The organism is Komagataeibacter europaeus (assembly GCF_002173515.1).
Classification (GTDB): domain Bacteria; phylum Pseudomonadota; class Alphaproteobacteria; order Acetobacterales; family Acetobacteraceae; genus Komagataeibacter; species Komagataeibacter europaeus.
Genome location: NZ_CP021467.1, coordinates 1,659,420 through 1,680,431, shown reverse-complemented (window position 1 = coordinate 1,680,431; position 21,012 = coordinate 1,659,420). Strand labels below are relative to the sequence as shown.

The following is a 21,012-nucleotide window of genomic DNA, read 5'->3' as shown; positions in this document are numbered from 1 at the left end:
ATGTCAGTTTCCGTCAGGTGTCTGGGTGGCCGGTTTTTTCGGGGTATCGGCAGCCGTCATGGTGTTCCAGCTGGCCGCGTCGGGGGCCTTGCCGAAACGGGGATCCCACTTGCCGCTGCGGCGCAGTTCCTCCGCCACTTCCTTGGGCATGTAGGTCTCGTCATGCTTGGCCAGCACCTCGCTGGCGCGGAAGGTGCCGTCAGGGTTGACGGTGCCCACGGCGACGACGCTCTGCCCCTCGCGGAACAGGTCGGGCAGGATGCCTTCGTACCGCACGGTCACGGCGGCCTGCCCATCGGTCACGTCGAATATGGCGACCGGCGAATCCTTCACCTTTTCACGGCGCACGCTACCGGCCACGACCATGCCGCCCAGGCGGATGGTGCGGTCGGCCGGCGGTGGCTTGGCATGGACCTGCGACGGGGCCATGAAGAAGACGATATTGGATGAAAAGGCGTTCAGCGTCAGTGCCGCGGCGGACCCCAGTCCGATCATGCACGCCACCACCAGCCACAGGCGTCGGCTTTTGCGGGTCATGACGGCTGGCGTGTCCGGGGCTGTTCAATGGCGGCCAGGCGCCTGCGCGCGGTGCGCAGACGGATGGCGGCGTTGACGGACAGGACCGTCGCGACGCCAAGCGTCAGGCCATAGGCGGCCAGGATATAGGGCAGGTGGGTCATACGGCGGCACTGTCAGGCTTGGGGGCGGGATTGGCGGACTGGCGGCCACGGTTGGCGGCCAGGATCGTGCGGATGCGGCTTTCCATGACCGATGCGCGCAGGCGGGCCAGTACGATCGCGCCAAACCCCAGCGTGAAGCCCAGCGTGGTCAGTCCCAGCGGCCACAGCATGGACGTGGACATGGTCGGCGCCCCCGTAACCGTGATGCTGTCAGGCTGGTGCAGGGTGTTCCACCACTGTACGCTGAATTTGATGATCGGCAGGTCAACCGCGCCCGCCAGCCCCAGTATGGCGGCGGCGCGGTAGCCACGCTGCGGTTCATCGAACGCACGGATCAGCGCGATATGGCCCAGATACAGGAAAAACAGCACCAGCACGGATGTCAGGCGTGCATCCCACACCCACCACGTGCCCCACATCGGCTTGCCCCACAGCGAACCGGTGGCAAGGCAGACAGCGGTGATGGACGCGCCCACCGGCCCGATTTCCACCGCCGCCAGGTCGGCCAGCGGATGCCGCCAGACCAGCGACAGCAGCGAACAGACCGCCAGCCCCATGTAACCGGAGGAGGCAAGCCAGGCGGTCGGCACATGCACGTACATGATGCGCACGCTGTCGCCCTGCTGCCAGTCGGCGGGGGAGAAGAACAGTCCCCACACGATTCCGGCAAGGGACAGCGCCAGCGCGGGCCATGTCAGCCATGGCTGCAGCTTCGCCCCCATGCGCAGGAAGCGGCCGGGGTTGGCGTAACGGTGAAAAAGGTTACCGGTTCGTGCGGTAAGGCTCTGCGTTGCGTTCAAGGTTGATCCATCCGTGCCCGGGGCACCTGTCCCTGCAATGAAAACGGTCAAGAAATTCGTGCCATCACCCTTGCGTGGGTGGGGGCTGGCGTTTTCCTGCTCTACACTATCGCGTTAAAAAAGACACGGCCAGTCCTGTCCCATCATGGTACGGTCGGGCCACAGGAGGAGAAAACATGCTGTTTGCGATCATTTGCACCGACAAGCCCGCCAGCCTTGAAACCCGCAAGGCAACGCGTGAACGCCACCTTGCCTACCTTGAGCGGTGGAAGCGTCACATCATCCATGGCGGGCCGCTGCTGGACGCGGAAAACCGCCCCTGTGGCAGCCTGCTGGTGGTGGATGTGGCCGACCGCGCCGCGGCCGAGGGATTCGCGGTGGAAGATCCCTATGCGAAGGTTGACCTGTTCGAGAGCGTGGTGATCCGTCCGTTCCGTTCAGTTTTTCGTGATGGGCTTCGGGTGGAGTAAAAAAACGGTCATGGCTTACTGGCTGATCAAGTCCGAGCCCGATGCCTTTTCATGGTCCGAGCAGGTTGAAAACGATATTGAACCGTGGACCGGCGTGCGCAACCACCAGGCGAAGAAAAACCTGGCGGCCATGAAGGTGGGCGACCGGGCCTTTTTCTACCACTCCAACGTGGGCCGTGAAATCGTGGGCGTGGTGGAGGTCGTGCGCGAAGCCTATCCCGACCCCACCGCGACGGATGGCAGATGGGTCTGCGTTGACGTGCGCGCCATTGGTCCCATGCCGCATCCGGTCACGCTGGCAGCCATGAAGGCCGATCCGGATCTTGCGGACCTGGCGCTGATTCGGCAGTCGCGCCTGTCCGTCGTCCCGGTTTCGGATGCGCACTGGGGGCACCTGTGCCGGATGGGTGGCTGGAACAGCTAGGGGCATGTCACGTTTCATGGCAGCACCATGGTGACGCACGTTGCAAGAACGCCGCCATGGTGCTGAAACGGTGGGAACTGCCGCATGGGTGTCGCGGGCGGTTTCCCATGCCCTGTCCATATGGCGGGCATGGCGCGACCGGTCCGTGAAGGTACGGAAGATCAGGCGAAGGGCATTGTAATGAGTGCAGGTTCCTCAAACGAACTGGCGCCGCTGACGTTGGACAGCGCGTGTATCACTGAACTCCAGCAGGCGCTGGAACGGGTTGAATCAGGGCGCGGCGTGCTGGTGCGCCTTGCCGACCTCATGGGTGGGGCCGTGGGGCAGGCGGCCATGCTGGGCATGCGCACGCTGGGGCTGGCGCCGGGGTTGCAGGCACGGCTGCAGGCCACGGCGGAAACCGCGATCAGGCGCGCGTTCGACCTTGCGGTTGTCGGCATGGACCGCCCCCGGGACGTATCCGCCACCCCTGATGACGGCACGGGCTGGCGCGACCCGGCGCTGAAGGCCGCCGTCACGGTATCGGGGGCCGTGGGTGGCTTTACCGGCCTGCCGGGGCTTGTTGCGGATGTGGGCTTCACCACCCTGACCATCATGCGTGAAATCGCCCGCATCGCGCGGGAACAGGGTGAAGACCTGTCGCAGGAAGACGCGCGTGCCGCCTGTCTGGAAGTATTCGCCCTGCGCGCCTTCCCCTTTGGGGCGGCAAAGGGCCAGGGGCAGGGCGAGGATAACGAACTGGGTTATTTCTCTGCCCGCGCCATGCTGCGCGGCCGTCCGGTCGTCATGCTGGTCAGTGAGGTCGCGACCCATTACGGGCTGGGTCTGTCACGCAAATTCGCATTGCAGATGATGCCGGTGGCCGGCGCGCTGTGCGGGGCGTCGCTGAATGTGGCGTTCCTGTCGCATTACCGCGCCGTGGCGCAGGCGCATTTCACCATCCGCAGGCTGGAGCGTGAATACGGCCCCGAAGTCCGCCGCACCGCAATGGACCTGAAGACCCATGCGGCAGCGCAGGTCCGCGAAAGCTGAAAGCGTCGGAAGACTGATTGAAAAGTCGGTCCGGACAACATCCGGTAATCATGGGAAAGTTTTTGGTTAAGCTTTTTTCAAAAAGCTTCAAAAGGACGCCGCCTTTAAAAAAAGGCGGCACCCAAAAATTTTATTTCCCTCAGCTGGTCAGGCCGATTTATCGGGCACGGCTGGCGCGGGCTTCGGGTGGACGCGCAGTTCGATAAAGGCGGCCACCAGCGCGAACAGCGCGTAGAACGCCAGCAGCGTATCCCATATCCCGTGAAAGCGCGGGGCGAAATACTGCAGCAGCACCGTAATCAGCGCGAACACCACGAACACACCGGGCAGTCCGATCATGAGCCTGTCCTTCCTGTCATTGTGCCGGATCAGGCCTGGACCGGTGTCAGCGCGTCGCGGCCCGCCAGCACGGCTTCCACATTGTCCACCGCCATCATGCCCATGTCGGTGCGGGTTTCCACCGTTGCGCTGCCCACATGCGGGGTCAGGAACACGTTGGGCAGTTCAAGGAAGCGCGGGTCGGGGTTGGGTTCGTTGCGGTAGACATCCAGCCCCGCCGCCGCAAGCTGGCCGCTGCGCAGGGCGTCGATCAGCGCATCCTCATCCACCAGCGCCCCACGTGCCGCGTTGATGAAGATCGCCCCGCGCGGCAGGCGGGACAGCAGGTCGGCATTGATCATGCCATCGGTTTCGGGGCTGGCGGGCAGGTGCAGGCTCAGGATATCGCAATGCGGCAGCATGTCGGTCACGGTGCTGAAAAAGGTCGCACCCGCTTCCTGATCCGCCGGCAGGCGGCGGCGGTTGGAATACATGACCTTCATGTCGAAGCCGCGGGCGCGCCTGGCCACCGCCCGGCCAATGCGGCCCATGCCGACAATGCCCAGCCGCTTGCCGCTTATGCGCGTGCCCAGCAGTTCGTCCATGGCCAGCGACCGGCCCCAGCCCCCGCGCATCAGCGCGCCATATTCACTTGCCCGCCGCGCGGCCGCCAGCATCAGCAGCATGGCCATGTCCGCGTTGCATTCGGTCAGTACGTCGGGCGTGTTGGTGACAACAATGCCGCGCGCATGCAGGGCGGGAATGTCCAGGTGGTCGGTGCCGACGCTGACCGTCGCCACAACCTTTACGCTGTCGGGCAGCAGCAGCACGTCGCTGCCCCGCAGCGGCAGCCCGGTGGCGGTCATGATCGCCTGCGGCTGGAATGCGCGCGCCGCATCCAGCAGTTCGCGCGTTGTCATCAGCTGGTCTGGAACGGCGGGTATGTTAAAGCTCTGTTCAATGCGCTGCATGACCGGGGTGGTCTGGCGCTGGGTCAGCAATACGCGGGGACGGGTATCGGACATATGGGGTGGTTTCTCCTGGCAGGCGGACATGCCATGGGCGATCATGCCCATGAAAGCATGCGAAAAGGGTTATCCTAAGAACATGACGGGTCAAGAGACGGTTCCCATTACGCCGGAACTTATGCTGCGCGCCTACATGGCCGGACTGTTTCCCATGGCGCCGGATGCCGGGTCGGATGAACTGGAATGGTACCGCCCCGAAATGCGTGGTATCCTGCCGCTGGACGCGTTCCATGTCAGCCGCAGGCTCATGCGCACCGTGCTGTCGGCGCGCTTTGCGGTCACGACGGACCAGGATTTCCCCGCCGTCATGGATGGCTGCGCCGAACCCGCGCCGGGGCGTGAGACGACATGGATCAGCCCACGCATCCGCGCCCTGTTCTGCGCGCTGCATGACATGGGCCATGCCCATAGCGTGGAGGTCAGGCACGAAGGCAGGCTGGTTGGCGGCCTGTATGGCGTGGCGATCGGGCAGGCGTTCTTTGGCGAAAGCATGTTCAGCCGCATGCGCGATGCGTCCAAGGTCGCGCTTGTCCACCTTGTCGCGCGCCTGCGTGTGGGGGGATTCAGCCTGCTGGACACCCAGTTCGGCACCGACCACCTGGCCAGTTTCGGCGGGGTGGAAATTCCGGCGCGGGATTATATGCGCCAGCTGGCCCATGCGGTGCGGGGGCAGGCGGCATGGATTGGGAATGATCGCGTAACGGAACTGGAAACCGCCATCCGCGCCCTGCGCATGTGACGGGCGGCGGGCGGTTGACACAACCGGCCATGCGGGGTTCCGTCTTGGCAGATGAAAGGGAAAACACGATGAAGCATGGAACGGCCCGCCCGCGATGGCAGTGGACAAGGACGGGCGCGCTGCGGCTGGGCATGACGGCGCTGGCGGTGGGTCTTGCGTCCGGCTGTGACATTCCCGCCGCGCGGGCGGATGACCCTTCCAGCGTTCACCCCCCGCTGACCCCCACCCGTGACGTGCAGGTGGATTATAACGTGCAGCCCGATGGCGTGCCCGAACCCAAGGCCGTGCGCACATGGTTCGCCTATAACGGCGGCCTGATGCGAATCGACAGCCCGCAGGGCATGGGTGAGACGATCCTCAACCGCATGAGCCGCCAGGTCACGATCATCATCAACCCGCAGAAGGTGTACAGCCAGCTTGACGCCCGCTATGGCATCCGCAATCCCTTCCTGCTCGACCTGTCCATGACCTTCTCGCGCAAGGGCAGTTCCACCGTGGCGGGCGTGCCCTGCACGCAGTGGGATGTCACGACCGATCAGGGCAGTGCCACCGCCTGCGTGACCGATGACGGCGTGGTGCTGCAGGAAATCGGCGTGGATGGCGACGGGCTGAAGGGGCGGCTGGAAGCGACGAAGGTGGTGTACGCCCCGATCCCCGACAGCATGTTCCAGCCGCCGGAGGGTTACCGCAAGATCGACCCGCCACCCCCGCCCGGCACGCCGCCCGCCCGCAAGGATGCGGACAAAAAGGGCGGCTGATGCCGTTGTTCAAGGCCAGTTTTCAAGGATGACATGAAGTGACACGATTTGCGCATGGCGGCCGCCGGGCTGCACTGGTGGTCTGTCTGCTGCTGGCAGGAATGGCAGGCCATGCATCCGCCGCCGACCCCGATCCCCAGAGCCCCTATGTCACCCCGCAGAATGATGTGGACGTGACCTACACAATCTATCCCCCCCATGACACGAGCGAGGTCATGAGCCAGCGCATGCGCTGGTCCGCCAGCCGCATGATGCAGCGTGTCGATCCGGCCAATGCCGCCACCTACATGATTACCGATTACCATGCCGGGACCCTGACGGTGGTGAATCCCGGCCAGAAGGTCAAGACGGTCATTCCCGCCCCGGGGGCGGCCAATGTGCAGATGGGCCAGCGTGCGCAGGGCACGTGGCTGCGCACCGGCGTGTCAAAGGTTGCGGGGATTCCCTGCGCCCTGTGGCAGACACAGGATACCGACCAGCGTTCGAGCGAGATCTGTTACACCGATGATGGCGTGATGATGGAAGTCATCCGTGACGGCAAGGTGATGGTCGAGGCGGCCTCCGTTACACGCACGCCGCAGGATGAAAGCGTGTTCACCGTCCCGTCGGGACTGAAGGAACTGCACGCGGCCCATCCCTGATACGGACCCGGCCCGGTCCGCTTTATGGCATGAAAAGGGCGCAACCTGCCCGTAAATCGCCATCGCGGTGCTGTCTAACCGATTCCGGCGGGGCGCTTTTCCCGCCGGATCAGGATCAGTAACGGGAACAGGTTGATGAAGAATACAGGACGTATCGCAGCGGGGCTTCTGGTTCTTGCCGGGCTGGCGACAGCCGCCCCGCAGGCGCATGCCCATGGGCGTGGCGGTGGCGATGCGTTTGTCGGTGGTCTGGTGGGCGGCCTTGTTGGCGGTGCCGTGGCGGGCGCGATGGTGGATGCCTACGGACCGCCGCCGCCCCCTCCGCCGCCGGTATATTACCGTCCGGCCCCGCCCATGGCCTATTACGCACCCCCGCCTCCGCCGCCGCCCGTGGTGATGTATGGTCCCTATGGCGGCCCGGGACGGCCGTATTACTGAACTTCAGCCACCAGCCGCCTGTAGCGTCAGGGTCGCGATGGCCTTGCGCACGGCGGCGACATGGTTCGTGACCTTGACCTTGCGCCACGCCTGAACCAGATGGCCGGTGGCGTCGATCAGGAAGGTCGCGCGTTCGATGCCCATGTATTTGCGGCCATACATCGATTTTTCCACCCACACGCCATAGGCCTCCGTCACCCTGCCATCGCTGTCCGATGCAAGGGGAAAGGTCAGGTTATGGTCGGCTGCGAATTTTTCGATCGCGGGCATCCCGTCACGTGAAACGCCGATGACATTCACGCCGTCCTTGTGCAGGTCGGCCAGTGCCGCCTCGAATTCGCATGCCTCTTTGGTGCAGCCCGATGTGTTGGCCTTGGGATAGAAATACAGGACAAACGGATGTCCCTTCAGCCCGGTAAGGCTGACCGTGCGGCCGTGGCTCGCGGGCATGTTGAAATCGGGAACGGCGCTGCCGGGTTCGGGAAAGGGGGGTGTCGGGTTGCTCATGGCCTGCCTTGCTGATCTGGGTGCATGCGTCGTTCCCATGGGGTGGACACATGCGGCATGGTTGTGGGGACGATCATGCACCGCCTTGCCCCGTCGGGGAACCGCTGTCGTGCGCCGCCCGCGTGGATGTGTCCGGGGCGGGCGGAAGCAGGCGGTCAAAGACGCCCCTGACATCGGTGGCCATGCGGTCCATGCGCGCCAGCAGCCTGTCCGCATCCGCCACCCGGAATTCCCCGGTCAGGATTTCAAGGCTGGCGGCAGGGATGGTGTCCGGCACTTCGCTGCCACATATGATGCGGATCAGCCCCTGCAGCGCACGCCAGAACAGGTCGGCCCGGCGCAGCAGCCGCGCATCGGCGTCCGTGATGTCCCCCGCATGGGCAAGCCGCAGCAGGGCCAGGCGCGTGGACTGGCTGCGGCTTGTGCAATGGGTGGTCAGCAGTTGCAGCCCCTGGGCAATGAATTCCACATCCATAAGCCCGCCACGCCGACGCTTGATGTCCCACGGGCTGGTGGCGGGGCGTTCCCGGGCCAGGCGTTCGCGCATATGGCGCACGTCATGCACGATCTGGTCGCGTTCCTGCCGGGTGCGTGCGCCGTGGCCCAGCGCGGTGGCGATGGCCGCGCGCAGTTCAGCGCGCAGGGATGGCGGTCCCGCCACGACGCGCGCACGCGTCAGGGCCATGCGTTCCCATGTCCACGCGGATTCCGCATGGTAGCGGCGGAACGCGGACAGGGAGACGGCAACCGGCCCCTTGGACCCGGACGGGCGCAGCCGCATGTCCACCTCATACAGTGGCCCCTCCCGTCCCGGCGCGGTCAGGGCCGCGACAAAGGCATGCGCCAGCCGGACGTAATACGTGCCCGCCGCCAGCGCGCGTGGCGTCAGGCCGTCGGCATATGTGATGGCGGGCACGACGCTTTCCACGATATCGGCGGGGTGGTCGAACACCAGCATGAGGTCAAGGTCCGATCCCGGCATCATTTCACACGATCCCGCCTTGCCCAGCGCCACGACCGCCATCGACCCGCCGGGCACCGTGCCGTGTCGGCGCCTGTGTTCGTTGCTGACCACGCGCAGCAGGCCGCGCATGACCGTTTCCGCCATGGCGGTGCGCGCGCGGGCCGCGCGTTCCTCGCTCATGCGGTGTTCAAGGCGGGCGACCGACAGGCGGAATTCCTCGCCACAGACCAGGCCGCGCAGGACGGGCAGCACCTGTTCGGCCGACAGCGCGGCCGCCACATGCCGTCGCACCAGCGCCGTGACCGTGCCCAGCGCGCCGGGACCGCCATCCATGTCCAGCAGGCCATCCAGCGCGGAAGGGGTCTGCGCCAGATGGTCCGCCAGGAAGGGCGCGCAGTCCAGAACCGTGACAATGCGGTGGATCAGCGCGGGATTGCGTTCCAGCAGCGACAGGAACTGGACCCCCGCCCACTGGCGTTCCAGCAGCGCGTCAAATCGCCGCAGCACGGTCAGCGGCTGCCGGCGCTTGCCGATTTCCGTCAGGATGGCGGGCAGCAGCCGGCGCAGCAGCTTGCGCGCCCGGTCCGAACGCAGCGCGCGCAGGCGGTTGCCTTCCCACCGGTTCAGGATGACGAGGGCGTCGGTGATATCGGCGGCGGGGAAACCCTGTTCCAGCAGCCTGTCGGCGGCGTCGGCATCCTCGGGCGCTATGGTGATGTCCGCCTGCGCGTCGTTTTCGGCAAACTGCAGGTCGAAATTGCGGCGCGAACGCTGCATGACCGACAGCATGCTACTGGCCAGTTGCCCGCAATCCGGCGCAAGCATGAAGACCGCGAAGCGCGCGAATCCGTCCTGTGTGTCCGGCAGGGTATGGGTCTGGTGGTCCATGCGCATCTGCAGCCGGTGTTCGGCCTGTCGCAGCATGCGGTAATTGCGGGCCAGTATTGCGGACTGTTCACGCGTCAGCAGGCCCGCGCGGCGCAGCCTGCGCAACGCGCCAAGCGTGGTGGGATCGCGCAGTTCGGGCCGCCTGCCGCCCCATACCAGTTGCAGCGCCTGGGCCACGAATTCGACCTCCCGTATGCCGCCCTGTCCCAGCTTGACGTTCTGTCCCAGCAGCCAGCCCGTGGCGGCGTCGGGGTCATGGATGAATTCGGGCGGCAGGCTGCTCAGGTTGGCATGTCCCGCGTTACGATGGCGGTCGATCCGTGCTTTCATGTCATGCAGATCGTCAATTACCGCGAAATCCAGATGGCGGCGCCATACGAACGGATGAATGCTTTTGAGAAAACGGCGCCCCGCCGTGATGTCCCCCGCGACCGGCCGCGCCTTGGTCATGGCCGCGCGTTCCCATGTCCGGCCCATGCTTTCGTAATACTGGATGGCGGCGGGAAAGGACACGGCGGCAGGGGTGGCGGACGGGTCCGGGCGCAGCCGCAGGTCCATGCGGAATACGTAACCATTTGCATCACGCGCTTCCATAAGCGTGACAAGATCGCTAGTCATGCGCACAAAGGTATGCCGCAGTTCCCCGTTGCCGGGGTGACGGTCCGGATCATACAGGATGATCAGGTCTATGTCCGAGGAGTAGTTCAGTTCCCGCGCGCCCAGCTTCCCCATTGCCAGAACCACGAAGCCGCTGCCCCGGCACGGGGTTTCGGGGTTACGCAGGCGCAGTCGCCCGGTGTCGTGTGCATGCAGCAGCAGATGTCTGACCGCCGCCCCCAGTGCGTTCTCGGCCAGCTGGCTCAGCGCAAGGGTGACCTGCTCCAGCGTCCATGCGCCACCGATATCGGCCAGCGCAATGGCCAGCGCCGCCTGCCGTTTGGCCACGCGCAATGCAGCCATGACATCCGCGCGGGCGGTGTCGGGCGGCAGGGCGTCCAGACCCGACAGGATCCGGCGTATGCACGCATCCGCCCCATCCGTCAGCAGGTCGGCAAAAGCCAGCGTGTCGCGCAGCGCCAGGTCGGACAGGTAGGGACTGTTTCCCCCCATGGCATCCAGCAATGCGCCCAGTTCCGGCACGGCCGCGATATCGGGCAGGCCCGCGCGCGCGCAGGCATCCGTCAGGTTTTCACGCACGATGCGCGCCGCGCGCGTATCGGCGGCATGGGGCCATGTGCAGCCACGCCACGAAGGGTGCGGCACGAAGGGGGGCAGGGCAGGCTGGTCCATGGGAAAGGGTCCGTTAAGGGGCTGGAAAACCATGCAGGTCCGCATGATGGCATGGCGTGGGTGGCATGACGGAAGCCGGCCAACCCTCTCCCGCCCGGAACGCCATGTCCAGTCCCAGCCGCGTGCGCCGCGCGGTGATGGCGGCCGGGCGCGTGGTGATCTGGCTGGTACTGCTGTGCATTACGCTGCCTGCCGTGCTTCTGCTGGTGCTGACGGTGCGGCTGTCCGCGGGGCCGCTGGATGTGACGCCGGTGGTCAGCCTGCTCATGCCGCTGCCGGTCGCGCATGGACCGACGCATGACGATATCATCGGCACCCTGTCGGCGGGGCATGTGCGCATGGGCTGGAACGCCGTGCATGAAGGCCTGCGCGCGCCGCTGGTGATATGGGTGGAGGACGTGCGCATCCAGCGCCGTGACGGGCAGATGGCCGATACCCTGCGCCGTGGCCGCCTGACGCTGGACAGCCCGGCACTGTTTCATGGCAGCGTGCGGATACTGGAACTTTCGGTCTCGCACGGGCGGCTGAAACTTGCGCGCAACAAGGAGGGCAAATTCGGTCTCGACCTGGGCCCGGACACGCCTTATTCCACACAGAAGCCGGAACAGCCGGCGCCCGTGGACCTGACGGCGCTGCGGCAGGCCGTCATATCCGACACCCACGTCAATTTTGCCGATCGCATGACCGGCCGTGCATGGCGGCTGGGTGAAGCCGATGCCCGGCTGAAGGTCGTGACCGATTCCGGGCAGAAGGGGGTGACGGGTGATATCCGCCTGGGCCTGGAGGGGAATGGCGAACGGCTGGTGGTGCATGGCATGGGGGAACATACCGGCCCGGGCCAGATCAACTGGACCCTGCAGCTTGACCCGATCAGCCCGGCCGCCTTTGCGCCGGGACGGAAGGAGGTGGAGCCACTCGGCCTGCCCGTGGGCGGGCAGTTGCAGGTCGCCTTCCGTAACGGCGGCGTGCGGGACATTCCCTTCCTCATGCCGCGGGATTTCGCCCTGCACCTCAATGCAGGCAACGGGAAGGTCACCACCCGCAAGGCGGGGCAGTTCCTGGTGGGGGAAGGGGAGGCCGACCTGGTCGGCTCGCTGGGTGCCGGGCCACGCAACGCACCGTTTGATGGCCCGCTGCATGTCATGCTGAAGCGTCTGGAACTGCACCTGCGCGCGCCGGGGCATGCGGCTGATGATGGCAGCGGTCCCACGCTGGACGCGACGGCGGACCTGAAATCGACATCCCTGCTGGATCCGAAAACGGCGCAGCTGAATGTTGACGCGCGCGCACGGTCGCTGGATTTCGCGACACTGGGCGATTTCTGGCCCCCGCGCGCGATGAAGGGCGCGCGGCGGTGGGTCACGCAGAACATACCGCAGGGGCACGTGCAGGAACTGCAGGTCAACATGGGGCTGGCCAGCCACAAGGGCTGGAACGGGCTCGACCTTGTCTCGCTGGGTGGCACGATCGACGCCGACAGGATGGAACTGCACTGGCTGCGTCCCATACCGCCCATGCATGACATGGATGCCCACCTGACCTTTGACGGTCCGGATGAGATCATGATCCGCTTTGGCCACGCCTACCAGCTGGTGGACCTCGCGGACCGGCACGTGGATGCCACCGGCACGGGACGGATCGAGGTCGGCCCCGGTTCCATGCGGATCACGGGCCTGAATCAAAAGGTGCAGGTGGGCGACATCAACGTCACCCTGCTGGGCAACGCGCGTGACGTGCTGGCGCTGCTGGCCGAACCCCGGCTGAATGTGCTTTCGCGCCATCCCATGTCGTTTACGCACCCCGCGGGCCGGGCCAATGTGTCGCTGCATATCGCCCTGCCGCTGGATGCGCATGTGCGGCTGGACCAGATTGACCTGCGCAGCCACACCGATCTGGCGCAGGTGCATCTGGGCAATGTGGTGGTGGGGCGGCCACTGGATAACGGCAGCCTGGGCATTGACGCCACGATCAACGGCCTGCTGCTGCAGGGGACCGGGGTGCTGGCGGGCATTCCGTCCAGCGTGATCTACACCATGGATTTCCGTAACGGGCCGATGGTCCACGCGGTGGAAAGCGCCAGCCTGCAGGGGCATGTCACCCCCGAGGGCGTGCGGCGCGCGGGGTTCGAGATGGGCGAGCATTTTGCCGGCAGCGCCCAGCTGGATGTGGACTACGACCGGTATGTGGGCGGCAAGGCGCAGGTCAATATCGATCTGGACCTTGACCGCGCGGCGCTGAACATTCCCATCTGGTCCAAGAAGGTGGGGCAGGAGGCGAATGCCTCGGTCGAGCTGGACCTTGACCATGGCCAGATCTCCAGCATCGAGAATATCCGCGCCGTAGGCCCCGACCTGCTGATTGATGGCCATGCCGAAACCGCATCCGGCGTCGCGCGCCGCCTGATCCTGCGCGGCTTCCATGTCGGCCGGTCAATGGGCAATGCCTCGGTCATGCTGCCGCTGCGTGACAGTGACGCGATCGGGGTGAATGTGGCGGCAAGGGTGCTGGACCTGTCGCCGCTGGTGTCATTCCAGACCACGCCTGACGGTTCGGCTTCAGCCAAAGTGGCGGCCGGGCAGGGCAATAGTGGCTACCATGTGCCTGAAATGGCCAGCGGACGCGTGAAGGGGCCGCCGGGACGCAGGTGGGACCTGAATGTTGATGCCCAGACCCTGTACTACAGCCCGAAAGATATGCTGACGAACGTGCACAGCCATCTGGAAACCGACGGCGTGCGCCTGACACGCGGCGTCATGACGGTCGAGGGGCCGGTGGCGGCTGCGGCACACCTGAACCCGAAGGGCAATACGCGCGTGCTGGACGTGCATGTGGCCAGTCTTGGCGCGCTGCTGCAGGACATGAAGGTCACGGATGAAATGCAGGGCGGTGTCACCGACATCACCGGCAGCTTTGATGACAGCGTTGCGACCGCGCCCTTCTCCGGCAAGGTGCATATGGGACCGTTCAAGCTGCGCAACGTGCCGGCGGTGGTGCGCATGGCCAACAATGCCTCGATCTATGGCTGGCTGCGCGCGCCGCATGCGCCCAGTTTTCAGGTCGAGCAGCTTGATGCGCCGGTCACGCTGGATGAAGGCAACGTCCATATCGCAGACGGTCTGGTCAGCAACGCATCCCTTGGGGCCACGGTGTCAGGGGATGTGAATCTGGAGAAGAAGACGCTCAATCTGGATGGCACCATCATCCCCGCCTTTGCGGTGAATGCGGCGCCGGGCCACCTGCCGGGCCTGCTGGGCTGGCTGTTCAGCCCTGAAAAGAACGGGGGCGTCGTTTCCGCCACCTATCAGGTCACGGGACCGATGGACAACCCGGCGGTGCATGTGAACCCCTATGCCATGCTGCTGCCCGGTTTCCTGCGCAATCTCATGCATATTCACTGAAGACGTTTTTGGTGAAGCTTTTTTCAAAAAGGCGACACCCATAAACGTTTGTTTTTGATAATGGTTTTTAGTGTTCCTGCGTAATGCGATCATGCCCGGGCAGCACGAACAGCACGGTCAGCAGCGAACAGGCGATGCAGCCGGTCACGTACCAGTAAAACAGTCCTTCATGCCCGATCTGCTTGAACCACAGGGCCACGTATTCCGCCGTGCCGCCAAAGACCGAAACGGTCAGCGCATAGGGCAGCGCCACCCCCAGCGCGCGGATGCGCGTGGGAAACAGTTCGGCCTTCACCACCGCGTTGATGGAGGTATAGCCCGAAATCCCGACCAGCGCCGCCGTCACCAGACCGAAAGCCACCAGTGGGGAATGCACGCTGGACAGGGCCTGCATGAGCGGTACGGTCGCAACGCAGCCGATGATGCCGAACGACAGCAGCAGCCGCCTGCGGCCCACCCGGTCCGACAGCGCGCCAAAGGCGGGCTGGACCATGGCGAACACCACCAGTGACGCGGTGGAGACCAGCGTGGACTGCTCCTTGCTCAGCCCCGCCGTGTTGACCAGGTATTTCTGCATGTAGATGGTGAAGGTGTAGAACGCGACCGTCCCGCCCAGCGTCAGGCCGCATACGCCCAGTACCTCACGCGGGTGGCGCAGCAGCACGCGCAGACCGCCATGGGCGTTGCGGTCATGGCTGGCCGTATTGAACTGCTCGCTTTCCGCCATGCCGCGACGGAACCACAGGATGGACAGCGCCAGCAGCGCGCCGATGCAGAACGGAACGCGCCAGCCCCACGCCCCGAGCTGTGCCGGGCTGAGCAGCGCGAACTGCAGGATCAGCAGCACGACAAGGGCCAGAAGCTGCCCCATGACCAGCGTGACATACTGGAAACTGGCGTAAAACCCGCGCTGCGCGGAGGGGGCTATTTCCGACAGGTACGTGGCGCTGGCCCCGTATTCGCCCCCCAGGCTCAGCCCCTGCAGCAGGCGCGCGAACAGCAGCACGCACGGGGCCGCAACGCCAATGCGTTCGTATGTCGGGCACACGGCAATGGCCAGCGAGCCTGCGCACATGGCGATGATCGAAACACTCAGCGCCGCGCGTCGTCCATGCCGGTCCGCCATAAGCCCCATGAGCCATCCGCCCACCGGCCGCATGAGGAAGCCGATGGCGAACACCGCCGCACTGCGCAGCAGTTCCGTCGTCTGGTTGCCCTTTGGAAAGAAGGCATGGGCAAAATACATGGAAAATGCCGCATAGACGTACCAGTCGTAATATTCGATCAGATTTCCGGACGAACCCGCAATAATGCTTCGTATTCTCTGCGCAGTGGTCAGCGCGCCGGTCTGGGTCTTGAAAACAGGCATGATGTTCAACCTATGGGGGCGTAAGGGTCGTCAGGATGAATGGGATGGGGACGGGGCCGCGCGTGCGGGACTGCTGCCGGATACGGCGCCAGTCCCGGTCATGATGGGGGTGTCGGCCTGCGTATCGCTGATCCGGCCCGACAGGGCGGCGGCAAGGCGTTCGGTATCCAGCGCGCCTTCCCACCGGGCCAGCACGATGGTGGCCACCGCGTTGCCGATGATGTTGGTCAGCGACCGGCATTCCGACATGAAACGGTCAATGCCCAGGATCAGCCCCATGCCCGCCACTGGCACGTCGGGCACCACCGCCAGCGTCGCGGCGAGGGTGACGAAACCTGCCCCCGTGACCCCGGCGGCCCCCTTGGAACTGATCATGGCGACCAGCAGCAGGCTGACCTGCTGGCCCAGGCCCAGGTGCACATCCGTCGCCTGCGCAATGAACAGCGCAGACAGCGACATGTAGATGTTTGTGCCATCAAGATTGAAGGAATAGCCCATCGGCACCACCAGCCCCACGACGGACGGTGCGCAGCCGGCGTTCTCCATCCGGGTCATAAGGCTGGGAAGCGCTGATTCGGATGAACTGGTGCCCAGAACGATCAGCAGTTCCTCACGCAGGTAGGCCAGCAGCGGCAGGATGCGGAACCCGTTCCACCGCGCGACCGCCCCCAGCACCACCAGTATGAACAGCGCGGAAGTGGCATAGAAGGTCGCCACAAGGAAGGCGAGGTGCAGCACGGAACCGATGCCAAACCGCCCGATGGTGAACGCCATCGCCCCCAGCGCCCCGATGGGCGCGGCATACATGACCAGCCGCACCACCCCGAACACCAGCTGCGTCAGCTGCTTGAGCAGCGACAGGATCGCATGCCCCTTCGCCCCCATGTGCGACAGGCTGATGCTGAACAGGATGGCGATCAGCAGCACCTGCAGGATATCGCCCGAGACAAAGGCGCTGACCACCGTGTCGGGAATGATGTTGAGCAGGAAGTCACTGAACGAATGCGCCTGTGCCCGCGCGGTAAAGGCGGCGACCGCGTGGGTATCCAGTGTCGCGGGGTCGGCATGGATATGCGCGCCGGGACGCACGACGTTGGCCATGACCATGCCCACCACCAGCGCCAGCGAGGAAAACGTCAGGAAATAGACCATTGCCTTGGCCGCCAGCCGTCCCGCCTGCCCAAGGTCGGACAGGCTGGCCACCCCCGTCACCACCGTCAGGAAGATGACCGGCGGGATCACCATCTTGACCAGGCGGATGAAGCCATCCCCCAGCGGTTTCAGCGTCACTGCCACATGCGGGCAGAAATATCCCAGCGCGATGCCCGCCACCACCGCGATGACAACCTGCGCATACAGGCTGCGAAACAGGGATCCGCGCCGCGCCGGTCGGGCTTGCGGGCAGGTCTGCGTTTCCTCGGGCATGGTGGATGGGTCCTCAAGAACGGTTCGGTTTCCGGCACCGCGAACGGGCGGGGTGAAGGCATGTCGGGGCACGCTAGTGTGTTTTGGCGCCATGCGAACCTGAAAATCAGGTGAAAGGCGGATCGTTACGGTCGCTGCATATCACGGTTGCCAGATATTCCAAAAAAACATGATGGGTTTACATCACCCGTATTACAGGGCACGGACATGTTTTGTTCTTTACGATGGGAAACAATCCGCCATGCCCGATCTGTCCGCATCGCCCGTCTTGTGGATCGGAATGCTGCTTGCCGCCATGTCATGCCTGTTGTCCCTGATCGTGCTGCGCCGTCTTTCCCTTATGGCGGGACAGGCGGAAGATGCGGACCAGCTGGCGCGGCTATGCGTGATGACGGAGCGGGAGACCGCCGCCCGCGTGGCGGAAAACGAGGCCCAGCGCGCCCGCATGGCGGAAATCGAACGCGCATTGTCGACAAGGCTGGACCAGCGGCATCAGGAAATGACCGAAACCTTCAACCGCATCGCCCGCATGATGGGCCGCGACCTTGCGGAAATGCGTGTGACGCAGTCCGAAGCCCTGCGCGAAATGGCGGAGGAGGGCAGGCGGCAGAGCGATGAACTGCGTGCGGCCGTGAATGAACGCCTGCATCAGGCAGTGGAAAAGCAGATGCAGACATCCTTCCAGCGCGTGCTGGAACAGATCGGCGCGATGCAGAAGGCGATGGGCGAGGTCTCGGCCATGACCGCGCAGGTGGGGGACCTCAAGCGCCTGTTTTCCAACGTCAAGACCCGTGGCGGATGGGGTGAATCCCAGTTGCGCAGCATTCTGGACGACGTGCTGCCCGAAGGCGCGTACGAAACCAACCGCCGCCTGCGTGATGACAGCCGCGAGGTGGTGGAATTCGCGGTGCGCATGCCGGTGCGGGCCACCGTCCCGCCGGTGCTGGCGATTGATTCCAAATTCCCGACCGAAGCCTATGAACGTCTTCTGCAGGCGGTGGACGACTGCAACCCCGACGCCGAACGCGCCGCCCGCCGCGCGCTGGAAACTACCCTGCGGATCGAGGCGCGCAAGATCGCGACCAAATACATCGTGCCACCCGTGACGGTTGAATTCGCCGTCCTGTACCTGCCCACTGATGGGCTGTACGCGGAGGTCGCGCGTATTCCCGGCCTGCTGGATGAAATCGGCCGGACCTATCGCGTCATCGTGATGGGGCCGGGCCTCATGCCCGCCATGCTGCGCACCATCCATCTTGGTTACGTGACGCTGGCGCTGGAACGGCGCACGGATGACATCGCGCGCCTGCTGGGCGCCACGCGCCAGGAAATGCTGCGTATGGACGGGGTGCTGGAAAAACTGGCCCGCAATGCGTCTGCCATGTCATCCTCCATTGACGAAGCCCGCAGGCGCACCGGCCTCGTGACCCGCAGGCTGCGCGAACTGGATGTGGATACCGCCGCCGCCCCTGCCGGGGATGACGGGGTGAACCCGGCTTCCGCCATGGGGGAGGGGGCAGGCGCGCAGGCCGACATGGCGCCGTCATGGTCGCGCGAAGGGGCGGGTGGGCATGGGACGTAGCTGAAAACGATTTTAATTGGCCCCGCTCCGGCACGCGCTGCATAAGGAAGGGATGATGAGTGTTCCGTCCGAAGCCCACCGTCCTGAAAGCGCGCCCGTTTCCCCCACGGGCGGGACCGCGCCGCGTGTCCTGCTGGTGGAGGATGACAGCAAGATTGCGCAGGAAGTGGTGGAGGAACTTGAAAGCCGTCATTTCCACGTCCAGCATGAGGAATCAGGCGCCGCCGGCCTGGCGATGGGGCTGAACGCGCATTTCGATGTCATGATCGTGGACCGCATGCTGCCCGAACTCGATGGCCTGACGCTGATCGAGACCCTGCGTGAGCGCAGGGTGCATGTGCCCGTGCTGGTGCTGTCCGCCCTGTCGGCGGTGGATGACCGGGTCAGCGGGCTGAAGGCGGGCGGCGATGACTACCTGACCAAGCCGTTTGCGATGGAGGAACTGGCCGCGCGGCTGGAGGCGCTGCTGCGCAGGCCTGACAATTCACGCCATACCATGCTGCGCGTCGGCCCGCTGGAAATGGACCTGATCGAACGCACGGTCACGCGCGATGGCGTGCCGATCGACCTGCTGCCGCGGGAATTCCGCCTGCTGGAATACCTCATGCGCCGGCCGGGACAGGTACTGACCCGCAACATGCTGCTGGAGGATGTGTGGAATTACCGCTTCATTCCCCAGACCAACCTTGTGGACGTGCATATCGGCAAGCTGCGCCGCAAGATCGATGAAAGCGGCAAGCCCCCCCTGATCCAGAGCATCCGGGGCGCGGGGTTCATGCTGCGTGCTTCGTAACGAACTGTTCCGTACCGCCACCTTCCGCCTGACACTGGCGGTGGTGGCGGCAATGATCTGTTCGGCGGCGTTGCAGTTCTTCTTCGGCTACAGCCAGGCCAGCGTGTTCGAGGCCCGGCGGTCCGACATGCTGCTGCTGCGCGAAGCCAGCATCCTGCAGCGCGAACCCCCTGCCGAACTTGAGCAGCAGGTGCGCGACCGCGCGACCGACGACCTGCGCATCATCATGAACGTCACCACGCTGTTTGACGCACAGCAGCATTATATCGTGGGCGACCTGCACAACTGGCCCACCGGGCTGGTGGCGGACGGGCATGTCCATGTCGTCGAACCCGAGGCAATGGGCGGTGGTTCCGCCACCCTGCTGCGCATGGTGGCGGTGCATGTGCGGGGGGGACGTTATCTGGTGCTGGGGCGCAGCCGGCACATGCGCACCGAACTGCGGCTGATGATGCGGCATTCCATGCTGGTCTCGATCGTGCCGACCGTCCTGTTCGCGCTTATGACCGGCATCTTCCTCAGCCATCGCGCCCTGTCGCGGGTCAAGGACATGCATGAGGCGATCGACCGCATCATGGAAGGCGACCTGCATGAACGCCTGCCGGCGGGAAAACAGAATGACGACCTCCAGCGCCTTGCGGGCAGCGTCAACCGCATGCTGGACCGGCTGGAACAGCTGCTGGATGAAATACGCGACGTGGGCAATGACATCGCCCATGACCTGCGCACGCCGCTTGCGCGCGTGCGGGCGCGCCTTGACCGCGCCCTGAATGCCGGGCACTCGGCCGAGGCGCTGCGCAATGTCATTTCCCGCACCATCGACGACCTGGACCAGTCCTTTTCCATCATCACCGCCCTGCTGCGCATTGGCGAGATCGAGAACGGCCGCAGGCGCGCGGGATTCGGCACGGTCGACCTTGGCGCGCTGGTGGCCGATATCGTGGATCTGTATGAACCCATAGCCGAAACCAAGGGTATCATCCTGTCATATGGGGACGCGGACACGCCGATACAGGTGCAGGGGGACAGGGACTTGCTGATCGAGGTGCTGGCCAACCTGGTGGACAACGCGATCAAGTTCACGCCCGAAGGCGGCCGGGTTGAAATCCGCACCCGCATGAGCGGGGACTGCGCGCTGCTGCAGGTTGTCGATACCGGAATCGGTATCCCGGCGGGGGAACGCAAGGCGGTCATGGGGCGTTTCTACCGTTCGGATAAAAGTCGCCATATTCCCGGCAGCGGGCTTGGGCTGAGTCTGGTGTCGGCCATCCTGGCGCTGCATCACGCGCGGCTCGACATCATGCCGTCGCGTGTGCATGACAGCCTGCCAGGGGTTACAATGGGTATCATTTTCCCACCATCGACCTTGATTCAGGCTGGAAACTAAATTGAAATTTCATTTGCGACCCGTCATGCCCCCGTTAACACCGGAAGGACAGACGGGGAGACGAGATATGTACGAACACCA

The 21,012-nt window shown here is 64.8% G+C and carries 20 protein-coding genes; 11 read left to right on the top strand and 9 right to left on the bottom strand.

All coding sequences use genetic code 11. From position 1 onward, the window contains the following. Positions 1 to 3 precede the first annotated feature (3 nt). The 3 genes from ccmE to S101446_RS07755 are packed head-to-tail and all read right to left on the bottom strand — an operon-like array spanning position 4 to position 1,480. Positions 4 to 537 (bottom strand): cytochrome c maturation protein CcmE, encoded by a 534-nt coding sequence (ccmE, locus tag S101446_RS07765; RefSeq protein ID WP_010506789.1) that lies wholly within the window; start codon positions 535 to 537, stop codon positions 4 to 6. After that, positions 534 to 680: a heme exporter protein CcmD gene (gene ccmD / locus S101446_RS07760; RefSeq protein ID WP_010506787.1), complete on the bottom strand. Its 147-nt coding sequence runs from the start codon at positions 678 to 680 to the stop codon at positions 534 to 536. Before ccmD ends, ccmE begins: the two co-directional genes overlap by 4 nt. Next, positions 677 to 1,480: a heme ABC transporter permease gene (locus S101446_RS07755; RefSeq protein WP_053322745.1), complete on the bottom strand. Its 804-nt coding sequence runs from the start codon at positions 1,478 to 1,480 to the stop codon at positions 677 to 679. Before S101446_RS07755 ends, ccmD begins: the two co-directional genes overlap by 4 nt. Positions 1,481 to 1,656: 176 nt before the next feature. Between S101446_RS07755 and S101446_RS07750 the strand changes: the two genes are divergently transcribed. The 3 genes from S101446_RS07750 to S101446_RS07740 all read left to right on the top strand — a co-directional run bounded on the left by S101446_RS07750 (position 1,657) and on the right by S101446_RS07740 (position 3,406). Further along, the gene (locus S101446_RS07750; RefSeq protein ID WP_010506782.1) at positions 1,657 to 1,950 is read left to right on the top strand and encodes a YciI family protein; all 294 of its coding nucleotides are present in this window, start codon (positions 1,657 to 1,659) and stop codon (positions 1,948 to 1,950) included. 10 nt (positions 1,951 to 1,960) lie between these two features. Continuing rightward, positions 1,961 to 2,374: an EVE domain-containing protein gene (locus S101446_RS07745; protein WP_010506780.1), complete on the top strand. Its 414-nt coding sequence runs from the start codon at positions 1,961 to 1,963 to the stop codon at positions 2,372 to 2,374. Between the two features lie 180 nt (positions 2,375 to 2,554). Further along, positions 2,555 to 3,406, top strand: a complete 852-nt coding sequence (locus S101446_RS07740) for an EcsC family protein (RefSeq protein WP_029334973.1) — start codon at positions 2,555 to 2,557, stop codon at positions 3,404 to 3,406. Positions 3,407 to 3,553: 147 nt separating this feature from the next. Here the strand turns inward: S101446_RS07740 and S101446_RS07735 are convergent, their stop codons facing one another. Together S101446_RS07735 and S101446_RS07730 are read right to left on the bottom strand one after the other, a co-directional pair. Next, entirely contained in the window at positions 3,554 to 3,745 is a 192-nt protein-coding gene (locus S101446_RS07735; protein ID WP_010506776.1) for a hypothetical protein, read from the bottom strand. Positions 3,746 to 3,774: 29 nt separating this feature from the next. Next, positions 3,775 to 4,749 carry a 2-hydroxyacid dehydrogenase gene (locus S101446_RS07730; RefSeq protein ID WP_048850466.1) on the bottom strand — a complete coding sequence of 325 codons (975 nt, stop codon included), beginning with the start codon at positions 4,747 to 4,749 and terminating at the stop codon, positions 3,775 to 3,777. An 82-nt stretch (positions 4,750 to 4,831) separates the two neighbouring features. Here S101446_RS07730 and aat point away from each other — a divergent pair, with 82 nt between their 5' ends. The 4 genes from aat to S101446_RS07710 all read left to right on the top strand — a co-directional run bounded on the left by aat (position 4,832) and on the right by S101446_RS07710 (position 7,328). Continuing rightward, positions 4,832 to 5,491, top strand: a complete 660-nt coding sequence (gene aat, locus S101446_RS07725) for a leucyl/phenylalanyl-tRNA--protein transferase (RefSeq protein WP_244184576.1) — start codon at positions 4,832 to 4,834, stop codon at positions 5,489 to 5,491. 68 nt (positions 5,492 to 5,559) lie between these two features. Next, positions 5,560 to 6,249, top strand: coding sequence for a hypothetical protein (locus tag S101446_RS07720; RefSeq protein WP_010506771.1), 690 nt, complete (start codon positions 5,560 to 5,562; stop codon positions 6,247 to 6,249). A gap of 38 nt (positions 6,250 to 6,287) precedes the next feature. Beyond that, a complete protein-coding gene (locus S101446_RS07715; RefSeq protein ID WP_087608032.1) occupies positions 6,288 to 6,890 on the top strand; it encodes a DUF4412 domain-containing protein in 603 nt (200 codons plus the stop codon). 135 nt (positions 6,891 to 7,025) lie between these two features. Then, positions 7,026 to 7,328, top strand: a complete 303-nt coding sequence (locus tag S101446_RS07710) for a hypothetical protein (RefSeq protein ID WP_010506768.1) — start codon at positions 7,026 to 7,028, stop codon at positions 7,326 to 7,328. Between the two features lie 3 nt (positions 7,329 to 7,331). Here S101446_RS07710 and S101446_RS07705 read toward each other — a convergent pair whose 3' ends face one another. Together S101446_RS07705 and S101446_RS07700 are read right to left on the bottom strand one after the other, a co-directional pair. Beyond that, positions 7,332 to 7,835 (bottom strand): peroxiredoxin, encoded by a 504-nt coding sequence (locus S101446_RS07705; RefSeq protein WP_048850354.1) that lies wholly within the window; start codon positions 7,833 to 7,835, stop codon positions 7,332 to 7,334. A gap of 73 nt (positions 7,836 to 7,908) precedes the next feature. Beyond that, the gene (locus tag S101446_RS07700; protein WP_244184573.1) at positions 7,909 to 10,977 is read right to left on the bottom strand and encodes a bifunctional [glutamine synthetase] adenylyltransferase/[glutamine synthetase]-adenylyl-L-tyrosine phosphorylase; all 3,069 of its coding nucleotides are present in this window, start codon (positions 10,975 to 10,977) and stop codon (positions 7,909 to 7,911) included. A gap of 65 nt (positions 10,978 to 11,042) precedes the next feature. Here S101446_RS07700 and S101446_RS07695 point away from each other — a divergent pair, with 65 nt between their 5' ends. Further along, on the top strand, positions 11,043 to 14,375 hold the full coding sequence (locus tag S101446_RS07695) for an AsmA-like C-terminal region-containing protein (protein WP_087608850.1): 3,333 nt from the start codon (positions 11,043 to 11,045) through the stop codon (positions 14,373 to 14,375). A 67-nt stretch (positions 14,376 to 14,442) separates the two neighbouring features. Here the strand turns inward: S101446_RS07695 and S101446_RS07690 are convergent, their stop codons facing one another. Then, the gene (locus S101446_RS07690; protein WP_010506762.1) at positions 14,443 to 15,744 is read right to left on the bottom strand and encodes an MFS transporter; all 1,302 of its coding nucleotides are present in this window, start codon (positions 15,742 to 15,744) and stop codon (positions 14,443 to 14,445) included. A 30-nt stretch (positions 15,745 to 15,774) separates the two neighbouring features. Beyond that, a complete protein-coding gene (locus S101446_RS07685) occupies positions 15,775 to 17,169 on the bottom strand; it encodes a dicarboxylate/amino acid:cation symporter (protein WP_019090432.1) in 1,395 nt (464 codons plus the stop codon). A gap of 241 nt (positions 17,170 to 17,410) precedes the next feature. Here S101446_RS07685 and S101446_RS07680 point away from each other — a divergent pair, with 241 nt between their 5' ends. From S101446_RS07680 to S101446_RS07670, 3 genes are read left to right on the top strand one after another with little or no spacing between them, the layout of a single operon-like run. Next, entirely contained in the window at positions 17,411 to 18,751 is a 1,341-nt protein-coding gene (locus S101446_RS07680) for a DNA recombination protein RmuC (protein ID WP_087608030.1), read from the top strand. A 55-nt stretch (positions 18,752 to 18,806) separates the two neighbouring features. Then, the gene (locus S101446_RS07675; RefSeq protein WP_010506759.1) at positions 18,807 to 19,544 is read left to right on the top strand and encodes a response regulator transcription factor; all 738 of its coding nucleotides are present in this window, start codon (positions 18,807 to 18,809) and stop codon (positions 19,542 to 19,544) included. Next, on the top strand, positions 19,534 to 20,931 hold the full coding sequence (locus tag S101446_RS07670; RefSeq protein WP_087608029.1) for a sensor histidine kinase: 1,398 nt from the start codon (positions 19,534 to 19,536) through the stop codon (positions 20,929 to 20,931). Before S101446_RS07675 ends, S101446_RS07670 begins: the two co-directional genes overlap by 11 nt. Positions 20,932 to 21,012: the final 81 nt, after the last annotated feature.